At 64.7% G+C, this 20505-nt stretch carries 21 protein-coding genes; 2 read left to right on the forward strand and 19 right to left on the reverse strand.

The window, feature by feature from the left end; genetic code table 11:
- Positions 1 to 109: 109 nt before the first annotated feature.
- From murG to RQH62_RS09375, 13 genes are all read right to left on the reverse strand, one after another.
- Positions 110 to 1291, reverse strand: a complete 1182-nt coding sequence (murG, locus tag RQH62_RS09315; protein WP_311268485.1) for an undecaprenyldiphospho-muramoylpentapeptide beta-N-acetylglucosaminyltransferase — start codon at positions 1289 to 1291, stop codon at positions 110 to 112.
- Positions 1288 to 2490, reverse strand: coding sequence for a putative peptidoglycan glycosyltransferase FtsW (locus tag RQH62_RS09320; protein ID WP_311268594.1), 1203 nt, complete (start codon positions 2488 to 2490; stop codon positions 1288 to 1290). The genes murG and RQH62_RS09320 overlap by 4 nt, the downstream gene beginning before the upstream one ends.
- A 49-nt stretch (positions 2491 to 2539) precedes the next feature.
- Positions 2540 to 3883, reverse strand: a complete 1344-nt coding sequence (gene murD / locus RQH62_RS09325; protein WP_311268486.1) for a UDP-N-acetylmuramoyl-L-alanine--D-glutamate ligase — start codon at positions 3881 to 3883, stop codon at positions 2540 to 2542.
- A 4-nt stretch (positions 3884 to 3887) separates the two neighbouring features.
- Positions 3888 to 4961, reverse strand: coding sequence for a phospho-N-acetylmuramoyl-pentapeptide-transferase (gene mraY, locus RQH62_RS09330; RefSeq protein WP_311268487.1), 1074 nt, complete (start codon positions 4959 to 4961; stop codon positions 3888 to 3890).
- On the reverse strand, positions 4961 to 6352 hold the full coding sequence (murF, locus tag RQH62_RS09335; RefSeq protein ID WP_311268488.1) for a UDP-N-acetylmuramoyl-tripeptide--D-alanyl-D-alanine ligase: 1392 nt from the start codon (positions 6350 to 6352) through the stop codon (positions 4961 to 4963). Before murF ends, mraY begins: the two co-directional genes overlap by 1 nt.
- Before the next feature lie 106 nt (positions 6353 to 6458).
- The gene (locus RQH62_RS09340; RefSeq protein ID WP_311268595.1) at positions 6459 to 7913 is read right to left on the reverse strand and encodes a UDP-N-acetylmuramoyl-L-alanyl-D-glutamate--2,6-diaminopimelate ligase; all 1455 of its coding nucleotides are present in this window, start codon (positions 7911 to 7913) and stop codon (positions 6459 to 6461) included.
- On the reverse strand, positions 7913 to 9616 hold the full coding sequence (locus RQH62_RS09345; RefSeq protein ID WP_311268489.1) for a penicillin-binding protein 2: 1704 nt from the start codon (positions 9614 to 9616) through the stop codon (positions 7913 to 7915). The genes RQH62_RS09340 and RQH62_RS09345 overlap by 1 nt, the downstream gene beginning before the upstream one ends.
- Complete coding sequence (locus RQH62_RS09350) at positions 9616 to 10266, reverse strand: colicin transporter (RefSeq protein ID WP_311268490.1); 651 nt, start codon at positions 10264 to 10266, stop codon at positions 9616 to 9618. Before RQH62_RS09350 ends, RQH62_RS09345 begins: the two co-directional genes overlap by 1 nt.
- Positions 10263 to 11213: a 16S rRNA (cytosine(1402)-N(4))-methyltransferase RsmH gene (gene rsmH, locus RQH62_RS09355; RefSeq protein WP_311268491.1), complete on the reverse strand. Its 951-nt coding sequence runs from the start codon at positions 11211 to 11213 to the stop codon at positions 10263 to 10265. The genes RQH62_RS09350 and rsmH overlap by 4 nt, the downstream gene beginning before the upstream one ends.
- On the reverse strand, positions 11210 to 11707 hold the full coding sequence (locus RQH62_RS09360) for a division/cell wall cluster transcriptional repressor MraZ (RefSeq protein ID WP_311268492.1): 498 nt from the start codon (positions 11705 to 11707) through the stop codon (positions 11210 to 11212). Before RQH62_RS09360 ends, rsmH begins: the two co-directional genes overlap by 4 nt.
- Positions 11708 to 11893: 186 nt before the next feature.
- Complete coding sequence (locus tag RQH62_RS09365) at positions 11894 to 13195, reverse strand: ABC transporter (protein WP_311268493.1); 1302 nt, start codon at positions 13193 to 13195, stop codon at positions 11894 to 11896.
- A gap of 30 nt (positions 13196 to 13225) precedes the next feature.
- Complete coding sequence (locus RQH62_RS09370) at positions 13226 to 13537, reverse strand: hypothetical protein (RefSeq protein ID WP_311268494.1); 312 nt, start codon at positions 13535 to 13537, stop codon at positions 13226 to 13228.
- Between the two features lie 41 nt (positions 13538 to 13578).
- The gene (locus tag RQH62_RS09375; protein ID WP_311268495.1) at positions 13579 to 14574 is read right to left on the reverse strand and encodes a cysteine synthase A; all 996 of its coding nucleotides are present in this window, start codon (positions 14572 to 14574) and stop codon (positions 13579 to 13581) included.
- A 196-nt stretch (positions 14575 to 14770) separates the two neighbouring features.
- Between RQH62_RS09375 and RQH62_RS09380 the strand changes: the two genes are divergently transcribed.
- Both RQH62_RS09380 and RQH62_RS09385 read left to right on the forward strand, forming a co-directional pair.
- Positions 14771 to 15757, forward strand: a complete 987-nt coding sequence (locus tag RQH62_RS09380; protein ID WP_311268496.1) for a cell wall hydrolase — start codon at positions 14771 to 14773, stop codon at positions 15755 to 15757.
- A 362-nt stretch (positions 15758 to 16119) separates the two neighbouring features.
- Positions 16120 to 16248 (forward strand): entericidin A/B family lipoprotein, encoded by a 129-nt coding sequence (locus tag RQH62_RS09385; RefSeq protein ID WP_056683165.1) that lies wholly within the window; start codon positions 16120 to 16122, stop codon positions 16246 to 16248.
- Positions 16249 to 16557: 309 nt separating this feature from the next.
- Here RQH62_RS09385 and tatC read toward each other — a convergent pair whose 3' ends face one another.
- Genes tatC through nagZ form a run of 6 tightly spaced genes read right to left on the reverse strand, consistent with a single transcriptional unit; the run spans position 16558 to position 20496 of the window.
- A complete protein-coding gene (gene tatC, locus RQH62_RS09390) occupies positions 16558 to 17337 on the reverse strand; it encodes a twin-arginine translocase subunit TatC (protein WP_311268497.1) in 780 nt (259 codons plus the stop codon).
- Positions 17334 to 17804 (reverse strand): Sec-independent protein translocase protein TatB, encoded by a 471-nt coding sequence (gene tatB, locus RQH62_RS09395; RefSeq protein ID WP_311268498.1) that lies wholly within the window; start codon positions 17802 to 17804, stop codon positions 17334 to 17336. The genes tatC and tatB overlap by 4 nt, the downstream gene beginning before the upstream one ends.
- Before the next feature lie 26 nt (positions 17805 to 17830).
- Positions 17831 to 18076: a twin-arginine translocase TatA/TatE family subunit gene (locus RQH62_RS09400; protein ID WP_056683173.1), complete on the reverse strand. Its 246-nt coding sequence runs from the start codon at positions 18074 to 18076 to the stop codon at positions 17831 to 17833.
- 28 nt (positions 18077 to 18104) lie between these two features.
- Entirely contained in the window at positions 18105 to 18698 is a 594-nt protein-coding gene (scpB, locus tag RQH62_RS09405; protein ID WP_311268499.1) for an SMC-Scp complex subunit ScpB, read from the reverse strand.
- Positions 18695 to 19486 (reverse strand): ScpA family protein, encoded by a 792-nt coding sequence (locus RQH62_RS09410; RefSeq protein ID WP_311268500.1) that lies wholly within the window; start codon positions 19484 to 19486, stop codon positions 18695 to 18697. Before RQH62_RS09410 ends, scpB begins: the two co-directional genes overlap by 4 nt.
- Positions 19483 to 20496 (reverse strand): beta-N-acetylhexosaminidase, encoded by a 1014-nt coding sequence (gene nagZ / locus RQH62_RS09415; protein WP_311268501.1) that lies wholly within the window; start codon positions 20494 to 20496, stop codon positions 19483 to 19485. Before nagZ ends, RQH62_RS09410 begins: the two co-directional genes overlap by 4 nt.
- Between the last annotated feature and the right edge of the window lie 9 nt (positions 20497 to 20505).

Consider the following 20505-nt stretch of genomic DNA (forward strand, 5'->3'; position numbering starts at 1 on the left):
ATACCGTCATCCCAGCGAAGGCTGGGATCTCTTTGTTCTTCGAGAGTGACGGGGAAAGAAGAAGTGAGATGCCAGCCTTCGCTGGCATGACGGAAAGAGGAAGCCATCATCACGCCGGCACACCCTGCAAATTCAGCGTGGTCGGGGTCGGGCCGACCTTGACCGGATCATTGACGATGGGCGCGGTGCCGATGCTTTCCAGCAGGTCGGCCATGTCGCGCGCCGCGTGAGGACGGCCGCAGTTGCGGGCGCGCTTGGCGGCGTTTTGCAGCGCGCCGGGTTCCAGCGCCATCTTCTGCATCTGCTTGGCCAGTTCGACGGCGGTGAAGCGGGCCTGCGGGATGGTGCGAGCGCCGCCGGCTTCGGTCATTTCCTTCGCATTGGCGGTCTGATGATCGTCCATCGCGCTGGGCAGCGGGATGAGGATCGCAGGGCGACCGGCGCAGGTGAGTTCGGCCAACGTGGACGCGCCAGCGCGGGCGATCACCAGATGCGACCAGCCCAGCTTTTCGGGCACATCGTTGAAATAGGTTGCAAGGTCGGCGGGTATTTCCATGTCCGCATAAGTTTTGCGGACGCGCTCGATATCTTCGGCGCGGCATTGCTGCGTGACTTGCAGGCGGCGGCGCAATGCGACCGGCAGCATCGACAGGCCTTCAGGCACGACGCTGGACAGGATGGAGGCGCCCTGGCTGCCGCCGATGACCAGCACGCGAAAGACGCTTTCGTCGGTCAGCGCGGGAAATTCCTCCTCGCGCAGTTGCTTCACTTCTTCGCGGACCGGATTGCCGATCAGGTGGACCTTGCCCGCATAGGCGTTTTTGAGGCGCTGGACGTCGGGATAGGCGGTGGCGATGGCATCAACCCGGCCGGACAGGATGCGGTTGACGCGGCCCAGCACGGCGTTCTGTTCATGGATCGCGGTCGGGATGCCATCGGCCAGCGCACCGAGCAGCGCGGGCATGGCGGGATAGCCGCCAAAGCCGACCACGGCGGTCGGGCGGAAGGTTTCGTTCAGGCGGCGCGACATCGCGCGGCCGGCCAGGATCGCCTTGAGCGCGCCGGGCCAGCTGAGCGGATTCTTGGTCATGCGGCCGGCGGGCATGATGTGGACCTGCGCCCGATTATCAGGGGCTTTATCGAAGATGCCGGGGATCTTCGCGCCGCGCTCATCGGTGACGAGCGCGACATGATGGCCGCGCGCCATCAGTTCCTCCGCCACGGCGTGCGCTGGAATCATATGACCCCCCGTCCCGCCGGCGGCGAGGACGAAGTGACGGGAAATGCTCATCGACCACTCCATTTGACGACCGTGTGCCGACCCATGAAGGGGTTGCGCCGCGTGAATGCGAGCAGCAGGCCGACGCCGATACAAAGCGCCAGCATAGAGGAGCCACCGTAGCTGATAAAGGGCAGCGTCATGCCTTTTGACGGAAATATCTGCGCATTGACGCCCATATTGATGATCGCCTGAAGCCCGAACTGGGTGGTGAGGCCGGCGGCGGCGAGGATGGTGAAATTATCTTCTTCGTCCAGCAGGCGCAGCAGCACGCGCACCACGATGGCGAGATAGACGCAGGCGATGGCGATGCAGGCGAGCAGGCCGAATTCTTCGCCGATGACCGAGAAGATATAGTCGGTATGCGCTTCGGGCAGGCGGAACTTGTTCTGGCCACCGCCCGGCCCGACGCCGGTAAAGCCGCCATGGGATATGGTGCGGAAGGCGAGATCGGTCTGGTCCGGGCCGGCATCAAGCTGGACGCCGATGCCAAGGAAATCGTTCACGCGCTGCCGGCCATTTTCATAGAACATGTAGACCGCGACCAGCCCCGCCAGCGCCACGCCACCCATCGCGCCGATGAAGCGCATCGATACGCCCGACAGCAGCAGCAGCACGCCAAGGCAGGCGCAGAAGATCACGGTCTGGCCAAAGTCCGGCTGACGCATCAGGACCAGCGCGATCAGGCCGGTAACGCAGAAGCTCAAGGGCACGACCGGCAGGCTCATATCCTTGGCGCGCAAAGACAGCAGCCATGCGAGCGACACGACGAAGACGGGTTTCAGGAATTCCGAGGGTTGGAAACGGAATCCGGGCAGGTCGATCCAGCGCTTGGCCCCGTTCACCGTCGATCCCAGGATCGGCACGCACAATAGCATGACGAAGAAGAAGGCGCAGCCGAAGATGGCGAGCCGCCGCGCCTGCGGCCGGGGCAGCATGGAGATGATGAGCATGATCGGCAGGCCGATGAACACCCACATCAACTGGCGATAGAAATAGATGAGCGGATTGACCGCGACCGAGGCGGTCGACCGGTCGATCGCGGCCACGGGCGATGCCGCCGCGACCGCGACCAGCCCGATCGCCATCAGCGTGACGATCAGCGACAGGAGGACGCGGTCGATTTCCCAGAACCAGATGGCGAGCGCCGTCCGTTCGCGCGGCACGGTGCGGGTGCGGAAACCCTTCACCAGTTCGCCAGCCTTGAACATCCGTGTCGTCCCTTCCCTGCCCATCGTGTCGCCCCCGACTTGTGGTGGTTTATTCGGCAATAGAGTCCAGCGCCGCGACGGCGGCGGCGAAGGCATCGCCGCGCGCTTCGAAATCGCGAAACTGGTCGAAACTGGCGCAAGCGGGCGACAACAGCACCACATCCCCCGGCTGCGCGATGCGCGCGGCGCGGCGGACGGCGGCGCTTAGCATTTCACTGTCATCCACCGCCATATGCGGCCGCAGCAGATCGGCGAACATATGCCCCGCTTCACCGATGGTATAGGCGTGGGCGATGTTGGCGAAATGCGGGACGCACTCGTCCAGATTGTCCGACTTGGCGACGCCGCCTAAAATCCAGTGGATGCGTGGGCGTCCGTCCTTCGCGGGCCATGCGGCGAGCGCGGGCGCGGTGGAGGCGGCGTTGGTCGCCTTGCTATCGTTGACGTACAGGACGCCATTGTGGGTGCCGACCGCCTGCATGCGGTGGGGAAGCGAGGCGTAGCTGGTGAGGGCTGCTTTGGTCGTTGCCGGGTCGATGCCAAGTACGGCCGCAGCCACCATCGCAACAGCGGCATTTTGGGCGTTGTGCGGACCTTGAAGCGCAGGCCAACCCAGCTGTTCTATCGGATCGACTTGCGACGAGACAACCTCGACCACGTCCTGCCCATCGCCACGCATGTTGCATACGTCGTTGATGATGGACTGACTCGATCCATCCTCCGCAGCAATCACCGCGCTATGACCAGCCGACTGCATCGCGAACAACCGCGCCTTGGACGCGACATAGCCTTCGAAGCCGTCATAACGATCCAGATGATCCGGCGTGATGTTGAGCAGCACCGCGACGTCGCAGTCCAGGCTGTGGGTCAGGTCGATCTGGTAGCTGGACAGTTCCAGCACATAGACGCCCACGCCGTGCAGGTTTGGCTCCAGCGGCGGCTGGCTGAGGATCGGCAGGCCGATATTGCCGCCCATCACCGTGGGGAAACCCGCCTGCTCGATGATATGGTGGATCAGCGCCGTGGTGGTCGACTTACCGTTGGTGCCGGTGATGCCGACGACCTTGTGCGGCGGCAGCGTCGGTCGGGCGAGCGCGAACAATTCGATATCGCCGATGATCGGCACGCCAGCGATCTTCGCGCGCATCGCGATGGGGTGACGATTAAGCGGCACGCCCGGCGACACGACGATGCCGTCGAAGCCGGCAAGGTCGATCTCCATCGGATCGCCCAGTTCCGCCTTGCGCTCGACCAGCGCGCGGGCTTCTTCCCGGCTGTCCCACGCGACGACACGCGCGCCGCTGGCGACCAGCGTGTCGACCGTGGCGAGGCCCGAACGGGCGAGGCCCAGAACGGCGTAGGTCTTTCCCTTGAAAGCGTCCGAAACGATCATCCGCTTACCTCAGCTTCAAGGTGGCAAGGCCGGCGAGCGCCAGGATGAAGGCGATGATCCAGAAGCGGATCACGACGGTGGGTTCGGCCCAGCCCATCTGTTCGAAATGATGGTGGATCGGCGCCATCTTGAACACGCGCCTGCCGGTGCGTTTGTAGAAGAAGACCTGGATGATGACCGACAGGGCCTCCACGACGAAAAGCCCGCCGATGATGCCCAGCACGATTTCATGATGGGCGGTGACGGCTATCACGCCGATCGTGCCGCCCAGCGCGAGGCTGCCGGTGTCGCCCATGAAGACGGCGGCCGGCGGCGCGTTGAACCAGAGGAAGGCGAGGCCCGCGCCGATGATCGCGCCGCAAAGAATGGTGAGGTTGCCGGCGCCCGGCACATGGGGGATGCCCAGATAGGCGGCGAAGTCCGCGCGGCCGACCAGATAGACGATCAGCATGAAGGCGAGGCTGGCGATGATGACCGGCATGGTGGCGAGGCCGTCCAGCCCGTCGGTCAGGTTCACCGCATTGCCGAACGCGACTATGACGAAGGCGGCGAAGCAGAAGTAGAATGGCCCAAGCTCGATAGCGGGGCCATTGTAGAAGGGCACGTAGAGCGCGGTATTGCCATGCTGATGGACGATCATCCACGCGGCCACGCCAGCGATCAGGAACTCGGCGGCCAGTCGCGCCTTGCCCGACAGCCCCTTGTGGCTGGCCTTGGTCACCTTGTCATAATCGTCGAGGAAGCCGATCGCGCCGAAACCCAGAGTCACGAACAGGCAGGCCCACACATAGGTGGATTCAAGATCCATCCACAGCAGCACCGAAATGACCATGGAGGTCAGGATCATCAGGCCGCCCATGGTCGGCGTGCCACGCTTGGCCAGATGGCTCTGCGGGCCATCGTCGCGGATCGGCTGTCCCTTGCCCTGACGGACGCGCAGCCAGCCGATGAATTTGGGACCGATGACGAGGCCGATCAGCAGCGCAGTGAAGATCGCAGCCCCTGCCCGGAAGGACAGGTAACGGATCAGGTTGAAGATGCCTGCGAAATCCAGGGTTTCGGCCAGCCAGTAGAGCATTAGTTCGTATCTCCGTCACGGACGCTCTCGGCTAGGGCGGCGACCAGGCGGGACAGACCCACGCCGTTGGAGCCCTTGACCAGGATCGCGTCGCCCGCGCGCATTTCGGTTTGGATGAGGGGGATGGCCGCCGCCGTGTCGGCGACATGGACAAAGGGAATGACGCCGGCCAGCGCATCGGCCAACGGAGCCATTTCCGCGCCGACCAATATGGCATGATCGACCCTGCCAGCCTCCAACGGTTCGGCGAGGCCGGCGTGGAGTTCGACGCTGCGGTCGCCCAGTTCACGCATACCGCCCAATATGGCGATGCGGCGATCCGCCTTTTCGCGGCCAAGCTGGGTCAGCGTCGCCTTCATGGACAGCGGATTGGCGTTGTAGCTTTCGTCGATCAGCAGCGCTTCGCCGCCAGCAATCGGCAGGATGCGCCGCTCGCCCCGGCCCGGCAGGCCCGGCATTTCGGCGAGCGCAAGACCGGTTGCGGCAAGATCGCCGCCCACCGCCTCGACCGCAGCCAGCACGGCCAGCGCATTGGACACCCAATGGTCGCCCGGCGCGGCGACGGTGAAGCAGAGTTCGGCGCCCGGCAGGGTTGCCGTGACCAGCGTGCCACCGCCCGGCGCGGGCACAGCTTCGCGCGCGCAGACATCGGCCTGCGGGCTGGTGCCGAAGGTCAGGATACGGCCGGCATGGCGCTCCGCTTTGTTGTAGAGCGTGGCCACATGCGGGCTGTCATAGGGGATGATCGCGGTGCCGCCGGGTTGCAGCCCCTCGAAGATTTCCGCCTTGGCCTCGGCGATCTTCGCTTCGGTGCCGAAAAATTCGATATGGGCCGGCGCTATGGCGGTGACGATGGCGACATGGGGACGGACTTGTCGTGTCAGTGCGGACAGTTCGCCGGCATGGTTCATACCCATTTCGAACACGCCAAAAGCGGTATCGCGCGCCATGCGCGACAGGCTCAAGGGCACGCCGACATGGTTGTTGTAGCTTTTGACCGAGCGATGCACGGCACCCGGCGCGGCACGATCCAGCGCCTGGAACAGCGCCTCCTTCGTGCCGGTCTTGCCGACCGATCCGGTGACTCCGATCACCTTGCCATTCATGCGCTTGCGCGACGCCTTGCCCAACGCTTCGAGTGCGCGGGCGCTGTCGGGGACGAGGATATGGGGATGATCGACCGCTTCGCTGACGATCGCACCGGCAGCCCCCTGACCGAAGGCCTTGGCGACGAATTTATGGCCATCGGTCGCCTCGCCCTTCATTGCGACGAACAGGTCGCCCTGCCCCACTTCGCGGCTGTCGAAGGCGACGCCCGAAACGGCAAACGGCGCCGACGCGGCGCCGCCTGTGGCCTCGGCGATTTCGGCGGAGGTCCAGAGGGCGGTCATTTGCTGCTCCTCTGCATAAACGTCCGTTCGTGCTGAGCCTGTCGAAGCACTTGCACGCCCTTCGACAGGCTCAGGGCGAACGGACGGTAGTGGACGATTCCCTTATTCAACCCGCGCACTCCCGCGCCACGGTGACGTCATCGAAGGGGAGGACGCGGTCGCCGATGATCTGGCCCTGTTCATGGCCCTTGCCGGCGAGCAGGACGATATCGTCCCCGCCCGCCTGACCGATGGCAGCGGCGATGGCGGCGCGGCGACCGCCGATTTCCTCGGCCTGCGGCGCGCCCGCCAGCACGGCGGCGCGGATCGCAGAGGGTTCTTCCGAACGGGGATTGTCGTCGGTGACGATGACATGGTCGGACAGTTCCGCCGCGACCTTGCCCATCAGGGGGCGCTTGCCCGCGTCACGATCGCCGCCGGCGCCGAACAGGGTGATGAGCTTGCCGCGCGTATGCGGGCGCAGCGCCTCTATCGCGGCCTTCAGGCCATCGGGCGTATGGGCGTAATCGACATAGACGGGCGCGCCCGCCTTGCTGATGACCGCGCGTTCCAGCCGCCCCCGCACCGGCTGGACCCGGCCGAGCAGTTCCATGACCTTGGCCGTGTCACCGCCGGTCGCGATGACGAGGCCGGCGGCGGTCAGCGCATTGGCCGCCTGATAGGCGCCAATCAGCGGCAGGTTGACCTTGTGGATCTTGCCATCAGCTTCGACCTCCAGCGCCTGACCCAACTGGGTCGGGGTGCGGTTGGCGAGCCGAAGAGCCTGCCCCTGCACCCCGACGCTCAGCACCCGAAGCCCCCGCTTCGTAGCGCGCTGGATGACCTTGTCCGACCATGCGTCGTCGGCCCAGACGACCGCCGTGCCATCGGCCGACACGACTTCGTCGAACAGCCGCATCTTGGCGTCGAAATAGCTGTCCATGTCGCCATGATAGTCGAGATGGTCGCGCGACAGGTTGGTGAAGGCGCCGGCGGCGACCGGCAGCCCTTCGGTCCGATACTGGTCGAGGCCATGGCTGGAGGCTTCAAACGCGGCATGGGTGATGCCTTCGCGCTTCAGACCCGACATGTTAGCAAGGAAGGTGACGATGTCCGGTGTGGTGAGGCCGGTCGACACCTGATCCACCGCCGTAGTCACGCCCAGCGTGCCGATCGACGCGGACTTGTGGCCCAGCATGCGCCACAACTGGCGGGCGAGTTCGACCGTGCTGGTCTTGCCATTGGTGCCGGTGACGGCAACGGTCACGTCCGGGAAGGGCGCGAAATAGCGGGCGGCCATCAGCGCCAACAGGCGGCGCGGATTGGCGTGGGCGATATGGATCGCCCCCTCGACCTTCGCCTCCGGTCGGGCGACGATGGCGACCGCGCCGGCCTTCACCGCATCGGGAATATAATCCTCGCCATTGACGCGCAGGCCCTGGAACGCGCCGAAGACGGTGCCGGGCGCGACCTTGCGATTGTCGATGGCGAAGCCGGTCACAGACGCGTCAAGGCCGGCAGTGCCGCCGACCTTGTCCGAACCATCCGCATCCAGCCCCTCGATAAGCGACCCGAGGCGCATCATTCTTTCTCCTTGTCGCCGTGCAGCAGCGGCATCAGATCCGAGATATCCACGTCACGGCTTTCGTCCGGCATCACGCCCAGCATCGGGCCAGTGCGCTCCACCACCCGCTTGACCACCGGGGCGGCGGTCCAGGCAGCGGTGCGCAGGCCATATTGACCGGTCGCCTCGTCCATGATCGCGACCACGACATAGCGGGGATTATCCATCGGGAAGGCAGAAGCGAAAGTCGTCACGAGCGAAGTCTTGTTATAGCGCCCCTCCTGGGGCTTTTCGGCGGAACCCGTCTTGCCGCCCACCCGGAATCCCTTGGCGTCGGCGCTTCGTCCTGTACCCGCCGACACGATCATCCGCAACAGTTGCCGCATCCGCGCGCTGGTGGCGGCGGTGAAGACGCGGCGCCCTTCGGGCACTTCGTCGGGGCGCAGCTTGCGCATGGTGGCGGGACGCCAGATGCCGCCATTGACAAGCGCCGCGTAGGCCGCCGCCAGATGCAGCGGCGTGACCGCGATGCCATGGCCATAGGCCGTGGTCATGCTGGTGATGCGGCCCCAGCTGGACGGCCAGATGCCCTTGGCCCGTTCATTGAACTCGATCGGCGCGCGCTGGTCGAAATCCAGGCTGCGGAACATCTTCTGCAACGGCTCCGCGCCCATTTCGTCGGCGATGCGCGCGGTGCCGATATTGGAACTGTGCACCAAAATTTCCGGCACGTTGATCCAGCGGCCAAGCGAGTGATCGTCGCGGATGCGGAAGCCGGCGACGGCGAGCGGCGCGGTGGCATCATAGCGCTTGCTCATCGACGTAACGACGCCGGCATCCATGGCCGCCGCGATCGACAGCGGCTTGAAGGACGAACCCAGTTCGTAGCGGGCCTGCACCATATGGTTGCAGAGCGGCGATTCGCTGCACGTCTTGCCCGCGTAATTTTGCAACTTGTTCGGATCGAAAACGGGGATGGAGGCCATGGCGATGATCTCGCCGGTATTGGCGTCCATGATGATGCCGCCCGCGCCCTTCGCTCTGGTCTGTACCAGTTGCGCGTACAGTTCACTTTCCAGCGCGCCCTGCACCCGGCTGTCGATAGAGATGGCGAAGGGCTTGCCCCGCTGCGCCGCCTGCGTCAGCCGGTCGTTGAAGGCGGCCTCCACGCCCATGCCGCCTTCCCCTTCGGCATTTGGGGCAAAGCCCAGCACATGGGCCGCCAGCGTGCGCTGCGGATAGAGGCGCTCCTTCTCGCGCGGAAATTCGATGCCGATTTCGCCCAGCGCGTTCACCGCTGCTACTTCTTCGGGCAGGGCACGACGGCGCAGATAGGCCCAGCCACGGCCGGTCAGCTTCTTGTAGAAGGCCGCTTCGGGTTCATCCGGGAAGATTTCGTGCAGCTTGCGGGCCAGTTCGCCCGGATCGCCAATCAGCTTGGACGGGCGCACCGCCACCGAATAGGCATCCATGGTGCGGGCCAGCGGCACGCCGTTGCGATCGACGATGTCCGCGCGCGCAGGCAGGAAGGGCGACAGGCTGCCGTCACCCGCATTGCCATGCGCAAAAATGCCGACCCAGACGAGTCGGCCAATGACGATGGCGGTGATGAGCATGAACAGGATCAGCAGCAGCATCAGCCGGTTGTGGGCGATGGCGGTCAGGTTGACCCGCGCTCGCCCGGCCCGTTCGCCGCCCGGCTGGACAATGATCGTGGCCATCAGCGCGCCTCCTTGCGCTTCTCGCGCGCCGCCCGCGCGCTGAGATCGCCCAAGGTGCTGTCGTCCAGCAGCTTGGCATCGAGCATCGCCATCCGCTCCGCCTTGCGCGCGATCGGATTGGGCTTCGACACATCGGCATCGGCCTTAGCCTGCTGCGCGGGGGTACGGGGCGCAGGCTTGGGCAGCTTGTCGACGGCGTCGGCAGCATGGGCTTCGCGGATCACCGCGATATCGCTGCGGATCTGCGTCGCGGCCGGACTTTCCGGGGCCTTTTGCGGGGCAGACGGCAGATCGGCCGGGGTTTCGACCATCGCCACCATCACCGGCGGCGCGACATAATCGGGACCGTTGGGCTGCACGCCGTCCAGATGGGCCAGCGCGCGCTCACCACCCAGATATTGCTGGGCGCTGGGCGTCGAATACATGAAGTCGTCCTGATTCCAGCGTTCCAGCTGACGCATGGAGGCGCGGGCGCTGAATTCCGTTTCCAGATAGCGAATGTCGGCCTTTGCCCGTGCAATCTGCGCCCGGACCTTCATCAGCTCGTTACGTTCGGTCGCGACCTTCAGCGACACCATATAGGCGCCCAGCGCACCCAGCGCGACGAGGATCACCCAGATCAGGCTCTGCAACCTCTTGACGGCGATCATGAGCGGGCACTCCGGGCGGAAGAGGACTGGGCGGGGGCAGATGTACGAATGGCGGCGCGCAGCGTGGCGGATCGGGCGCGGGGGTTGCGCGCCAGTTCGGCCTCGCCCGGCTTCACCGCCTTGGCGGGCTTGGCGAAGGTCGGCTGCGGCCCGGCGGCCCGTTCGGGCAGATGCCGCGAACCGCCGCTGTCGCCGCCGCTACGATTGCGCAGAAACTGTTTGACGATCCGGTCTTCCAGACTGTGGAAGGTGACGATCGCCAGACGACCGCCCTCCTCCAGCAGCGCTTCGGCCGCGTCCAGCGCCAGTTCCAGCTCCTCCAGTTCGCGATTCACATGGATGCGGATCGCCTGGAAGGTGCGGGTCGCCGGGTCTTTCTTGTCATGCGGCTTGTGGCCCAGCGCCTTGCGGACGACGGCGGCCAGCTGACCGGTGCGCTCCAGCGGGCGCGCGTCCACGATCGCGCGGGCGACACGGCGCGACTTGGGCTCGTCGCCATAGCGGTAGATGACGTTGGCAATCTCTTCCTCAGACGCCGTATTGAGGAAATCGGCGGCGCTCATGCCGTCCTGGCTCATCGTCATGGTGAGCGGACCGTCGGACTGGAAGGAGAAGCCGCGCTCCGCCCGGTCGAGCTGCATCGAGGATACGCCGATATCGAGCGTGATGCCCGACACTTTGTCGACGCCGCGCTCCGCCAGCAACTCCGCCATGCGCGAAAATTCGCCGGGGATCAGCGTGATCTGATGCGCGTCGGCCACCGCCTGCCCTTCGCGGATCGCATCGGGGTCGCGATCGAAGGCGAAGACGCGGGCGCCGGCGCGGGCCATGGCGCTCGAATAGCCACCCGCGCCGAAGGTGCCATCGACATGGATCTCGCCGGGGTTGACGGCGAGGGCATCGAGGACTTCGTCGATCAGGACGGGAATGTGCGGGGCGTCACTCATTTGGCCGCCCCTTCCACGCGTGCGTCGATCCAGCGACGGACCTTGTTTCGGATCAGCGCCGGGCGGTCCGAGCTTTCGACCAGCGCCTCGGGCTTCCAGATCTGGAAGTAACGCCCCACGCCATAGAAGAAGATCGCGTCCGTGATGCCAGCTTCTTCCTTGATATCGGGGTGGAGGAAGAATCGGCCGGCATCATCGAAATTCACGTCCTCGATCGTGCCGAGGCGATTTTCGCGTTCCAGATCGGCGTTGAAGTCGCGGCCGGCCTCATAGGCCTGACGCTCCAGCTTCTCGACCTCTTCGAACAGAAACTGCTTGTGGGACAGGCCAAAGCCAGTGGCGCAACCATTGTCGAAATGAACCGACAGGCACAGGCGATTGTCGCCGCCGCTCGCCTGTTTGACCAGCTTGCGCATCTCCAGGGGCAGCACGAAACGGCCTTTGCCGTCCGCGACGCTGAATGCGTTGCCCGAATAGAGAATGACGTCCGACACTCTGGCGACCTGGTCCCTTGTTTTCGGGGCACAGGCCGCCCGTCGCCGGAATCACGAGAACACCATCCAGCGCACAGGACAACGCAAAGCCTGACGAACCCCAATGCCTGTTTTCCTACCAAGCATGGGGGTGGACTGCAATGGGAAAGCATGGGTGGTGATGGGAAAAGACGGTGGAATACGGGACTAACCGGATTTGTTATCTTTCAGGCCATCACATTCCCCTTCTGTTCTGGGGCTGAAACCCCGCCTTTCCCCGCCAAAGACCATCGCGCCCAGCATCGCCCATATCGTCCCAGCCAAAAGCGCCCACCTGAGTCCCCGGATGACGTCGTGCGACTCCCCCATCCAGCGCCGGTCGCCGGTGATGGCAGCGCCACCCAGCCAATGGACGACGCGTGCGGGCGTATCGGCCACCCAATAGCGGGGGTGGAGGGGGTAAGCGGGATCAGCCAGCCAGAGCCGGTCGTCGATCGGATCGGCATCGCCCAGCAGCAAAACCGCACCCTTCCCCATGGGCTTGCGCTGCACGATCCAGTCACCCGGCCCCACCCAACGCCCGTCCGCGCCCGACTGATAGGCCTGCACGCCCGACAGGGTCACAAGATAGCCGTCGGGCGTGCGGTAGCGGATTTCCTCATCCTTCACGGCGAAAGGCCTGAAACCCCAATGGCCGAGCAAAGGCTGCAACAGGCTGGCGGCGGGCGCGCGGCGGCGATCCCCCAGCGGCAGGTCGGACGGCCAGCGCAACAGGGGGTCGGCCAGCACCAGCGCCGTCCCGCCATCCCGCACCCATTGGTCGATCGCGACGAGCTGCACAGGGGTCAGCGCGCGCGGCTGGGCCAGCAGCACGCGGCGGGCGCCGGATGCCTTGAGTTGCAGCGGGTCGTCCAGCGGCGTGACGATGAAGCGGGCACGCAAGATCGTGACGATCGGCGCGTCGCGCGGCCCATCCCGTCCCGCTTCATCCCAGAAGAGTGGCAGGCCGCTGATGACCGCAAGGGTGGGACGATCCGGGACAGGCCGGATCGGTTGCGCCGGGCCGCGCCAGAGGAGGAGCACGGCGCAGGCGATCAGACCGATTCCGACAGCCGTTCGTTTCGAGCGTGTCGCGAAACGCATGGACGGCGCTGACAGCTTCTCGACTTCGCTCGAAGCGAACGGAAAGGGACTAACTAACGCGCCGCCGAACATGGAGAGCAACGCTACGGTCAGCAGCTCGGCCGCCGCCAGCAGATCCGGCGCGCGCGCTGCCGCCAACATGCAGAAGACCAGCGCCATCCCGACGCCACCCAGCGCTACCCAGACCTGCATCACCCAATCCCGGCGCGCGAGCAGCAACCCCACCGCACCAAGCACCAAGGCTGCCGGCAGACCCCAATCCCAGGGATCGGCCTGTCCTGTCAGGAAAGCGCGCCGCAACCCCACCAGAAAAAGAGCGACCGACGGCAGCCAGAACCACAGGAATCGCTTCAGGCCGGCCTTCATCGGCAGTCATGCCATCGCGATCGCATTGCCTTAGCGCTGCTGTTGCGCGGGGTCGCGGTCCATGGGTTTGCGGATATTGGGATCGGGCTGAAGGTCGGGCACGATCGGCGCCTGCTCCGGCGCGGGCTGTACGCCGAGTTCCGCCAGCGGTTCCTTGGGCGAGACGGCATTTTGCGTCTGGCTCAGCGTCGGCACCACCGGAGGCGGCAACGCAGCATCGTCCATTCGCGCCTTTTCGATCACGATATTGGCGAGGCCGACCAGCAGCACGACGCCCGCCAGACCGGTGAGGCCGATCTGGACGCGCTGCAACCCTTCCTGACGGCGGGGTGTTTCAGCCATGCTTGCGCTCTTATTGCCTTCGCCGCGACCCGTGTCGACGATCATGCAGTCTGCGCGAGCCAGGGGAAGACCGTCAAGCCCTTAGATTCCAGCCATTGCCGGTTGTAGAGGGTCGACAGGTAGCGGAAGCCGGTGTCGCACAGGATCGTCGCGATCCGCTTGCCCGGCCCCAATTGCTTCGCTAGCGCCACCGCGCCGGCGACATTGATGCCCGACGACAGGCCCAGACACAGCCCTTCCTCCGCCAGCAGGCGGCGGACCCAGAGCAGCCCGTCTTCATCGGAAATGCGGAATTGCGTGTCGATCGGCGCGCCGTCCAGATTGGCGGTGATACGCCCCTGACCAATGCCTTCGGCGACTGACGAACCTTCCGCCTTCAATTCGCCATGGGCGTAATAGTTGAACAGCGCCGCGCCATGCGGGTCGCTCAAGGCAATGGTGATCGCCTCATCCTTGGCCTTGAGGCCCAGACCCACGCCCGCGATCGTGCCGCCGGTCCCTGCCGCACAGGTGAAGCCGTCGATCCGACCGTCCATCTGCGTCCAGATTTCCTCGGCTGTACCGACGATATGCGCCTTGCGATTGGCAATATTGTCGAACTGGTTGGCCCAGATCGCCCCTTCCGTCTCCTCCGCCAGCCGGCGCGAGGTGTGGACGAAATGGCCGGGATTCGAATAGGGCGCCGCTGGCACCGTCACCAGTTCCGCGCCCAGCGCGCGCAGCGTGTCCATCTTTTCCCGGCTCTGCGTCTCGGGCATGACGATGATCGACTTATAACCCTTGGCATTGGCGACCAGCGCCAGGCCGATTCCGGTATTGCCCGCCGTCCCTTCGACGATCGTGCCGCCGGGCTTGAGCAGCCCTTTCTCCTCGGCATCATTGACGATGAACAGCGCAGCGCGATCTTTCACGGACGCACCGGGATTGGCGAATTCGCATTTGGCGAAAATGTCGCAGCCCGTCTCCTGTGAGGGGCCGGCGAGGCGCACCATCGGCGTATTACCGATCAGCGCGAGACTATCTGATTGAAGCAGCATGGATACCCGCATAGCCCGGCGCGAGCGGCTTTGCCAAGCAAGGGAATGATGATCGGGGCAAAGCGCGCATTTTAACCTTTGCGCGCATCGCCGTCCCATCGCGGCACAGGGGCAATTGCGGGGAGGAAAGAATAAGGATTTTCCGCTAAGGGCTTGGCGGCGGGCGACAGCGGGTCGCTGCTATAATGGGTTTGATATGCGGTTGCCGGCGCAGATGCGGGGATGGAGGGGGCATGGCGCAATCTTGGCGATCGCACTGCTGCTGCTCGTCGCGCCGCGCCTGATCACCGCCGCGCCGCTCGACATGCTGGGCGGCGATCAGGATATCACCCATGCCGATCCGTCCGAGGAATCCGCGCAGAATTTCCCCGGCTCCGCGTTTTTCTATGCGCAGGGTGCGTTCGATCCGGTGCCGGGCGTCGCCACGGTGCAAAGCGAGCATGTGCTGGGACTGGACGAGGCGAAGGCGGCGCCGGCGATGGTGTTTCGCGGGCTGACCGGCATCGATAGCTATCGCGCGCTCAACTGCCTGACATCGGCCATCTATTATGAAGCGGCCAATGAACCGGACGACGGCCAGCGCGCGGTGGCGCAGGTGGTGCTGAACCGGGTGCGTAGCCCGCTCTGGCCCAACACGGTCTGCGGCGTCGTCTATCAGGGGTCAGAACGCACCGACTTTCGATGCCAGTTCACCTTCAGCTGCGACGGCGCCATGGCGCGGATGCCGGCCGCCGCCGCGTGGGTGCGGGCACGGCGCGTTGCGGAACAGGCGCTGGCCGGCCATGTCTACACCCCGGTCGGCCTGGCCACCCATTATCATACGCTGGCGGTCCGGCCCGAATGGTCATCCAGTCTTCAGGCGGTGGCGGTGATCGGCGCGCACATTTTCTACCGCAATCCGGGGTTCAACGGCACACCCGCTGCCTTCCGCATACCCTATCTGGGGCGGGAGACGATTTCCGGCCCGGCCCGCACCAGTTGGCCGGCAAAGCCGGTCGTGCCGGTGGAGACACTGGCGCCCGCTTATGTCCCACTGCCCTCCGCCCCGCTGCCGGCCGGCCCGGCACAGGGCACGCCGCCTGTCGGATGGACGCCCGCTCCCAAGTCGCGGCAGGCCGATGACGGTCTGCCGGAATCCACCATCCGGCCGGAGTATCGCAACACAGGCCGGCCGCTGATCTGATCTTTTTTCCGCCCGATCGCGATTTTCTTCTGGTTAATAATCCGCTCACCATCGAAGCAGCTGTAAAAAAAGCATTTAAAAAAGCGCATTTTTTTGGCTGTCGCGGGAACCGATCCGGGTCGCGGCGGGTTCTACATTTCGGATAGCAAATCTTTTGCCCCCCGCTCTTGCTATCCACAAAATATGAGCCCGGAACGCTTCCCCCCCGACGCGTTCCGGGCTCAGAATTTTTCCGGGGCAGTTTTCTTCTTGAAATCATTATTCTTTCCGGCTGCGGAACGTATCTTCCCAGCGTGGGTTCTTCCCTTCGTCACCAGGATGGCGTTGCCGTCCGGTCACAGAATTTGACGAGGAGACTTTCGATGACGAAGAAAATCCTGGCTGCCGTGCTGCTCACGGGTTCGCTGATGGTCGCCGCGTGCAACACGGTCGAGGGCGCTGGTCGCGACGTACAGAGCGCCGGCAAGGCCGTGGAAAAGAGCGCGAACTAAGCGCTGCGGATTGCACGTTTCACTACCCCCTCCCTAGCATGGCCCGCCCTTCGACAAGGCGGGCCTTTTTTTGGTGGGTGGAGGATGGGGCACCGGGTCGGCGATTTTGGCCAGAGGCGCATTTGCGGCCACCCGATAGCCGTCACCCCAGCGTAGACTGGAATCTCGGGCGGTAGAGGAAGTCGCGCTATCCGTTTACGCAGCAATCGCCTGCCTGAGATCCCAGCCTACGCTGGGATGACGGCATTGCGAGCGCTCGATCTGAAAACCGACAGGCCCATCCATACATCCCATAACCGCAGTTCCGGCTCAGGCCGAAGCCTCTTCTGCCGCTTCCACTTTCGCGGCCCTGCGATCGGTGAACCAGATGGCGATGATGGTGATTTCGTAGAGCAGCAGCAGCGGGATCGCGAGCATCAGTTGCGACACGACGTCAGGAGGGGTCAGCACCGCGGCCAAAATGAAGGCAGCCACGATCATGTAACGACGCATGCCGATCAACTGCGCGCGCGTCACGAAACCCGCGCGGTTGAGCAGCATCAGCAACACTGGCATCAGGAAGCTAATACCAAAGGCCAGAATGAACTGCATGACAAGGCCGAGATAAGCGTCCGCACTGGGCAGTGCCTCTACCGACAGGCCGCTGCTATTCCCCTGAAACTCCAGGAAGAAGTGGAAAGCCGTCGGCATCACCACGAAATAGGCGAGGCTGGCGCCCATGGCGAACAGAAAGGGCGTCGCTAGGATGAAAGGCAGCAGCGCTTTCTTTTCCTTGGCATACAGCCCCGGCGCGACGAAGGCCCATAGCTGGTTAGCGATGATCGGGAAGGACAGGCAGAAAGCGCCGAAAAACGCGATCTTCACCTGAACGAAAAAGGCTTCGTACAATTTGGTATAGACCAGCCTGCCGCCGCCGTCGCCGAACGCCTCCTTGAGCGGATGGACCAGAATCGCGAACAACTGCTCCGAAAAATAGAAGCAGATCGCACCGGTCAGGACCAGCGCATAGACGCATTTGAGCAAACGGCCGCGCAATTCGATCAGGTGGTCGAGCAAGGGCGCCTTGCTGTCATCGATATCGTTGATCATACCGCCGCATCACCCTTGAGGGGCTGGGCTGCCGCCGCGTCGGCCACATAGGGCGGTCCGTCGCTGGCCGATGTCGCAACCGGCACGGTGGGCGCCGCGACCGGTGCCGATTCGGCAACGAAGGGTGGTTTTTCTACCGGTGCGGATTCGGCGACATAGGGCGGCGTATCCTGCCCCCCGTCCTGCGCCGACGTTTCGACCGGCGCGGGGAGCACATCGGCCGATGTCTCAGGCGGATGCTCTTCCATGATCCGCTTGTTCTGCGCCGCCCATTTCTTTTCCAGCTCTTCCAGTTCCACTTCGCGCACCATGGCGTCGATGCCGGTGCGGAAATGACGGGCCATGCCCTGCGCCTTGCCCACGATCTGCCCCACCTTGTAGAGCGCGCGCGGCAAGTCCTTCGGCCCGATCACGATCACGGCAATGATCACGATCACCAGAAATTCGGACGAATCGATACCAAACATGCGGGACTATCGGCCTTGCTGGAGGATCAGGCCTTGGTCTTTTCTTCGGTCGCGCTGGGCGTCGGCGCGTCCTGCTCGGGCACGCGATGGCCGTCGATGCGCACGGCGGGCTTGGCCGGCGTCACATCGTCGTCATCGTCGGCCATGCCCTTCTTGAAGCTCTTGATGCCCTTGGCCACGTCGCCCATCAGGCCGGAAATACGACCGCCACCGAACAGCAGCATGACGACCAGGAGCACGATCACCCAGTGCATCAGCGAGAAGGAACCCATTTTTCAATTCTCCTAGTAGAGGGCCTATCTAGGCCTCTTCGTCGTCATTTTCCAGAACGGATTGACCGCCCATACCCTCCAGCGCCAAATCGACGGGGTCGAGCAGGCCAGCGGCGCGCAAATCGTCCATTCCGGGAAGGTCGCGACGGCTGCTAAGCCCGAAATGTGACAAAAAATCTACGCTGGTCGCATAGATGAGCGGACGGCCGGGCACTTCGCGCCGGCCGGCGGGGCGGACCCAGCCCGCTTCCATCAGCACGTCCAGAGTCCCCTTGGCCACCTGAACCCCGCGAATGGCTTCGATTTCCGCGCGGCTGACCGGCTCGTGATAGGCGATTATCGCCAGCGTCTCCATCGCCGCGCGTGACAGTTTGCGCGGTTCGTCCTTCTCGCGCCGCAGAATATGGGCGAGATCGCTCGCAGTCTGGAAATGCCAGCGACCGCCCCGCTCGACCAGATTGATGCCGCGTCCGGCATAGTGCGTCGCCAGCGCTTGCAACGCTACGTTGAGGTCGCCGCTGTCGCCCACATGCAGCTTGAGTTCCGTCGGGGTCAGCGGTGCCTCCGCCACGAACAGGGCCGCCTCCACCGCGCGCAGGAAATCATCCGGTTCCATGCTCATGCCGTGCCTCCGTGATTCGGCGCGGGCGCGCGCAGGTAGATGGGGGCGAATATCCCATCCTGCTGCATTTCCAGCCGCCCCTGCCGCGCCAGCTCCAATGCCGCAACAAAGCTGCTGGCCAGTGCCGACTTGGCTTTTGGCGCATCCAGATCGGGCGGCAGGAAGGATTCGAGCCGGGTCCAGTCGATCGCCGTGCCGACCAGCGATCCGACCCGCTGGATAGCCTCGTCCAGCGTCATCACCGGCCGCAACGCGATGGTGTGGACGACCGGCTGGGTCCGGGCGCGAATCTGGCCATAGGCCTGAATCAGGTCATAAAGGCTGGCGCGCCATTGCGCCTTCTTGATCAGCCGCAGTCCTTCGGGCTTGCGCCGGGTAAAGACGTCGCGCCCTACCCGGTCGCGCGCCATCAGCCGGGCGGCGGCATCCCGCATCGCGTGGAGCCGCTGGAGCCGCAATTGCAGCCGCAGCGCCATTTCCTCCGGGCTGGGGTCTTCCTGCTCCTGCCGGGGCAACAGCAGCGCGGATTTGAGATAGGCGAGCCAGGCCGCCATCACCAGATAATCAGCTGCCAGTTCCAGCCGCAACTGCCGCGCGCCCTCGATAAATTCCAGATATTGCTCGGTCAGCGCCAGGATGGAGATTTCGCGCAGGTCGACCTTCTGGTTACGCGCGAGGCTGAGCAGCAGGTCGAGCGGCCCCTCCCACGCATCGAAGCTGAGGAAGAGGGTTTCCGGCAGCGTCTCAGGATTGGGAACAGCCGGCTGGCTGAACAGATCTTCGGTCAAGCGAGCGCCAGCCCCAGCAGCGAATCGCGCGTCGCCAGCAATTCTTCCAGTTCCGGCTGATCGCCCCCGCGCGTCACCGACGCCATCGCCCGGCCGAGCCGCGCGCGTGCCTGATCGGTGATATCGGGCAGCAGGTCGGCGATGCCGACCATATCGTCCATCCGCCCCCAGCAGTTGAGCGCCAGATCGCAACCCGCCGCGACCACGCCGGCGGCCAGTTCGGGGATGCTGCCCCGCAGCGCCTTCATATCAAGATCATCGGACATGAGCAGCCCGTCGAAACCGATGCGCTGGCGGATGATTTCGCCGATGATTTTAGGCGACAGGCTGGCCGGTTTCTCCGCATCCCATTCGGTATAGACGACATGGGCGGTCATACCCATCGGCGCACGATTGAGAGTGCGGAAGGGCGCCAGATCGGTTTCCAGCGCATTGAGGTTGGCATTGACGATCGGCAACGCCAGATGACTGTCCACCATCGCCCGACCATGGCCCGGCATATGCTTGACGATACCGACCACGCCGCCTTCGGCCAAACCTTCCAGCGTGGCGCGGCCCAGCGCCGCGACCCGCATCGGATCGGCGCCCAGCGTGCGGTCGCCCATGATGTCGCTCGCCCCATCCTGCCGCACATCCAGCAGCGGCAACGCATCGACGGTGATACCGACTTCCGCCAGCGTCAGCGCGATGGCGCGAGCATTGGCGCGCGCAGCGGCAATCGCGCTGGACGGGGCGACGTCATAGAGTCGGTCGAACGCTGCGCCGGGCGGGAAGCTGGGCCAGACGGGCGCCTGCATCCGGGCCACCCGGCCGCCCTCCTGGTCGATCATGATCAGCAGATCGTCGCGGCCATGCAGGCTGCGCAAATCGTCGGTCAGTGCCCGCACCTGCGCCCGGTCGGCGATGTTGCGCCTAAACAGGATATAGCCGGCCGGATCGGCCTCCGCGAAGAAGGCGCGTTCGTCGGCGGTCAGGGTTTCGCCGGAAAGACCGAAGATAACGGGTTTCATACCCGCGAT

This window comes from Sphingobium sp. WCS2017Hpa-17, from assembly GCF_031843765.1.
GTDB lineage: Bacteria > Pseudomonadota > Alphaproteobacteria > Sphingomonadales > Sphingomonadaceae > Sphingobium.